Source organism: Collimonas sp. (genome assembly GCF_044339385.1).
In the GTDB taxonomy this organism is placed as follows: Bacteria; Pseudomonadota; Gammaproteobacteria; order Burkholderiales; family Burkholderiaceae_D; genus Collimonas.
Genome location: NZ_JBIIVN010000195.1, coordinates 1 through 4,158, shown reverse-complemented (window position 1 = coordinate 4,158; position 4,158 = coordinate 1). Strand labels below are relative to the sequence as shown.

Annotated in this window: 5 protein-coding genes; 1 reads left to right on the top strand and 4 read right to left on the bottom strand. The window is 57.1% G+C overall.

Translation table 11 applies throughout. From position 1 onward, the window contains the following. Positions 1–662: 662 nt before the first annotated feature. On the bottom strand, positions 663–1,880 hold the full coding sequence (locus tag ACIQ0R_RS11660; protein ID WP_395827562.1) for a phospholipase D-like domain-containing protein: 1,218 nt from the start codon (positions 1,878–1,880) through the stop codon (positions 663–665). 28 nt (positions 1,881–1,908) lie between these two features. Continuing rightward, positions 1,909–3,231 carry a bifunctional metallophosphatase/5'-nucleotidase gene (locus tag ACIQ0R_RS11655; RefSeq protein ID WP_395827559.1) on the bottom strand — a complete coding sequence of 441 codons (1,323 nt, stop codon included), beginning with the start codon at positions 3,229–3,231 and terminating at the stop codon, positions 1,909–1,911. Between the two features lie 12 nt (positions 3,232–3,243). On the opposite strand from ACIQ0R_RS11655, the gene ACIQ0R_RS11650 reads away from it, so the two are divergent. Next, positions 3,244–3,372, top strand: coding sequence for a hypothetical protein (locus ACIQ0R_RS11650; RefSeq protein ID WP_395827556.1), 129 nt, complete (start codon positions 3,244–3,246; stop codon positions 3,370–3,372). Here ACIQ0R_RS11650 and ACIQ0R_RS11645 read toward each other — a convergent pair. Together ACIQ0R_RS11645 and ACIQ0R_RS11640 are read right to left on the bottom strand one after the other, a co-directional pair. Beyond that, complete coding sequence (locus tag ACIQ0R_RS11645) at positions 3,358–3,681, bottom strand: hypothetical protein (RefSeq protein ID WP_395827553.1); 324 nt, start codon at positions 3,679–3,681, stop codon at positions 3,358–3,360. The two genes, ACIQ0R_RS11650 and ACIQ0R_RS11645, sit on opposite strands and share 15 nt — an antisense overlap. A 39-nt stretch (positions 3,682–3,720) precedes the next feature. Further along, on the bottom strand, positions 3,721–4,158 hold a 438-nt coding region (locus tag ACIQ0R_RS11640; RefSeq protein ID WP_395827550.1), incomplete at its 5' end, for a MotA/TolQ/ExbB proton channel family protein.

Below are 4,158 nucleotides of genomic sequence, written 5' to 3'. Positions count from 1 at the left end.
GTCCGCCAGCTTGACCAACTCAGGATCGGGCTTGGCCCGTTTGGTGCGTTTTACGTAGGTCATTTTTTCCTCTATGGTGGCAGTGTGCTGCCAAATGACCGTTTACACAAAACTAATTACACCCTCGTCAGGATGGTCGCCTGTGCCAATGCCTCTTAGAGTGCGTGATCGTCATACAGATTGTCAGGCATTGACCGCACGCTGACAGCCAATCACTCCTTGTACGTGGTCACAATCGACACTGTCACATCGTATTCATAATCGCCGCAGGCGGCGTCCTTGGCTCCGCGCACAGTTCCCTTCTTTTTCTTAAAAAATATTAATTTATTGTTGAAAACATAGTTCCGCTATAGTTGCGGCAACAATTATTGTTTTTATGGCATTTCTGGTGTTGCGAAAATTGGCACTTCTTTATCGTCTCATTGCATTAAAGAATGAATCCAATCATGACCAGATCGAAGCCTTGCCGTGTTGTCGGAGCGTACGGAAAACGTCATATCACAGTGGCATACATTTTTCTGTGGTTGAGACCGGCTCAGAGTTGGCTGGTCTGGCTTGGTTGGTAAGGCCGCTCACAAGCTCAACCCCAAGCTCAACCCCAAGCTCAACCCCAAGCTCACCAACAGACTGCCGGAATCAACGCCGTTTATCAAGCCCCGGAATTATTCTTTGCCCTTGACCGGCTTGGGGTAATCCTTCATGACATCGATCGGTTCGGCATAGGCGGAATCCCAGGTTTGCCGGTGCAGGTCGGCAATCCGCCTGGCCATCTTTTCGTTGCGCAGGACGATTTCCAAATTGCGTGAATTATCCAGATAACCGCCACTCCAGTTGCTGGTGCCGATCCAGGCCACCTGACCGTCAATTGCCATGGTCTTGCTGTGGATGACCCGGGCAAACGGAATGAAGCCGCTGCTTGCTTGCGGCGGCGTGACGATTCTGATCTCCATACCTGGCAGCAGCGCCAGGCTTTTCAAATAATCGATAGCAGGCTTCTCGGTATTCCAGTTCGACACCATCAGCTTGACCTTCACACCGCGTGCCAATGCGCTACGGATCGCATTGTCGATCGCTGCATAGTAAGGGCGGGTATGGTTGGGGCCGTAGCTCAGCGGCGCGTAATCGAGCAACTGGATGCGCACCTCGGATTTGGCGGCGGGCAGTAGTTTTGGCAATTCGGTTTCGGAATCGCCCACGCCTGGCGGATTAAAGGCGTTCGGGCTGGCCACCAGGAATGTCGCTTGCTCATCGTTGGCTGCCACCGTGGTTTGATTGAGGCGCGGTACCGGCTTGCCTTGTGCGATCAATTCCTGCGCCTGCCAGTCATGCTCAAAAATATGTTGCACCTGTTTCGCTACAACCGGATCGGTGATGCGCAATCCGGTTTCGTGAATATGTACGAAAGAGCGCCAGTCGAAATTCTGGCTACCTACGTAGGCTGTGCTGCCGTCGACCACCAGGTATTTGGCGTGAATGATACCGTTGCCGCTTAGCCTGGCGTAATCGAGATAGCGAAATTCCAGATTGGGAATTTGCTTCAGACGTTCGATGGTCGGCATGTCGGAGGCGAACTTGCCTTTTTCCTCCATCAGAAAGCGAATTCTGACACCGCGCGCACCGGCGGCGGCCAGCCTCTCGATCACGCGCTCGAACGCTGCCCCCGCCTGGCTGGCGACGTAAAACTGAGCGAGTACGATGTCGTGCCGGGCGCCGTCGAACATCTCGCTCCAGACTTGCAGCGGTTCCCGCAAATCGGGCGTGGCCAGTGCCGTTTCGACCGGCACCGTGTGCACCAGCTCATAGCCGGGGATAGCGAATTCGGCGTGGGCGTTGCCGGCATAGCCGAGCAGCATCGCGAGCGAGAAGATTAATTTACGCATTGGGAAATCCAGGGAAATTTAATGTTAATTAATGGACGCGCACGATGCGACTTGCAGCCTGCGCGCCGCCAGCCGGATGGCCATCGTGTTCGCTGCTAATCAGATAGCGGCTTAGTGCATCGAGGTCGTTGATGCCGCTATCGACGCGATCGGCGCCTTGGGTCAGCAGGCTGAAGCCGTCGCCGCCTTGCGCGATGAAGCTGTTAACGCTGACTCTGTAGTGACCGTCGGGATCCAGCGTCACGCCGTTGAGCTTGATACTGCCGGGCAGCACCCGTTGCCCGAGCGGCTGGCTGGCGTCCCAGCGATAGCTGAGGCCGTGCGATATCTGCAGCATAACGCGGCCGTCCGGACGATCCTGGTCGAGCCAGCTTTGCTGTTCCAGCAAGGCCTGGATCTGGCGACCGGTGAGCGTCAGCAGGATCAACGTATTGCCGTATGGCGTGGTGGCGGCAACCTGCGCGTAATTGACCTGAGGATAGCGCGTGTCGGTGGCACTGCTATCCAGACTTTCGCGAATACTTTTTTGATTGGTCATGGCGATTTGCGCACCCAGCTTGCGTGTGGCATCCAGTTGCGAATCGGCGGCCAGATCGCCGAGCGGAGATTCGCCGGCCTGGTTGATGTGGTGATCGATATGCGGCAGCGCGATGCGCGCAATCGGCTGTGCCAGTACCACATCGCTGCGTGCCTTGAGTTGTTGCAGGAATGCGGTTAGCCATGGATCTGGGGGAAAGCGCTGCGTATCCATCAGCACATTGTGTGCATGGATCGCGGTAATTTTTCCCGGCAGGTCGGCAATGCGCGGGTCGATGGTCAGGCTGATGCGGGTCAGCATGTGGCCGAACGATTCGGCTTGCGTGACGATCCGACCATCGACTTCGCAGGTGTAGCTATGGTGGGTGTGGGCGCTGATTACCAGCTTGATGGCCGGATCGAGGCGTTTGACGATGTCGACGATCGGCCCGTGCAAGGCATCGCGGGCTACCTTATCGAACGGTTCCTCAGTTGCGCCGCCCTGATGGATAAGGACCACGATAGCGCTGACGCCTTGCGCCTTGATTTCCGGAACCCAACGGTTGATGGCATCGGCTTCGTCAATAAAATGCACGCTGGCGATGCCATCGGCGGAAACCATTTTTCCGGTCTCGCGCACAACGCTGCCGACGAAAGCGATCTTGATGCCACGCACTTGCTCGATGCGGTAGGGCGGCAGTATCGGCCGGCCGCTGGCATTGTCGATCACATTGGCGGCAAGGTAGGAGAATTTTGCACCCGGATAGTGGGCCTCGAACTGGCAAGCCCTGTCGGGACGGGTAGAGTTGCAGCCGCCATTTTGGTCGCGTAGCAACTCCGCGCTGCCTTGGTCGAATTCATGGTTGCCGACCGAACTGAGGCGCAGGCCGAGCTGGCCGAGCTGGCCGAGCTGGCCGAGCTGGCCGAGCTGGCCGAGGGTGGCGATGGTGGGCTCGTCGGCCTAGAGGGAGGATAGTGCCGGGCTGGCCCCGATCAGATCGCCGGCACCGACCAGCAGCAGTTGCGGATCTTCAGTGCGCCAGGCATGGAGGGCGCCACCGATGGTGTCGATGCCGCCGACCCTGAACTCGCGCGGGATGGCGCCGACGCCGTCGGCAACGCTGGCGAAACTCTTGGTCTCGGCTTCGAGGTGGCCGTGCAGGTCATTGATGGCAACCAGGTTGATTTCCTGTGGCGCCCGGGCCGCGACGTTTGGCAAGCTGCTGCAAGCGCTCAGCAATGCCGCTGCCAGGCTGCACCATAACTTGCTAATGCTAATAGACATTGCGCGCATGGCTTCAACCCGTTCTCAAATAAAATGCAATCAGGCCAGATGCAATTTTCCGGCTTCTGCTGCAACCGATTTGGCGCCGCTATCGGTGAGTCGGTCAACACAGGCGCGCAACATCAATACCTTCGGGTGATCGTTGATACGTTCAATCCGCTCCTGAAACATGTTGAAGAAGAACATACCTACAACGGCAATGCCGATCCCCAATGCCGTCGCATACAGCGCGGTGCCGATACCTTGGGATACCTGGCCCGGATCCGAGACGCCCGATACCGCCAACGCCTTGAAGGTATCGATAATACCCAAGATCGTGCCGAGCAGGCCAAGCAGCGGCGCTGCGGTGACAATGGTGTCGAGGATCCACAGACGGTGCTGTACTTCACCGCGATTGGCGATATAAACAGATTCGCTGAAATCCTCAAGATCCTTGTCGCTGGTCAGATGATGTTTTTCGGCGAGGATGTCGGATAC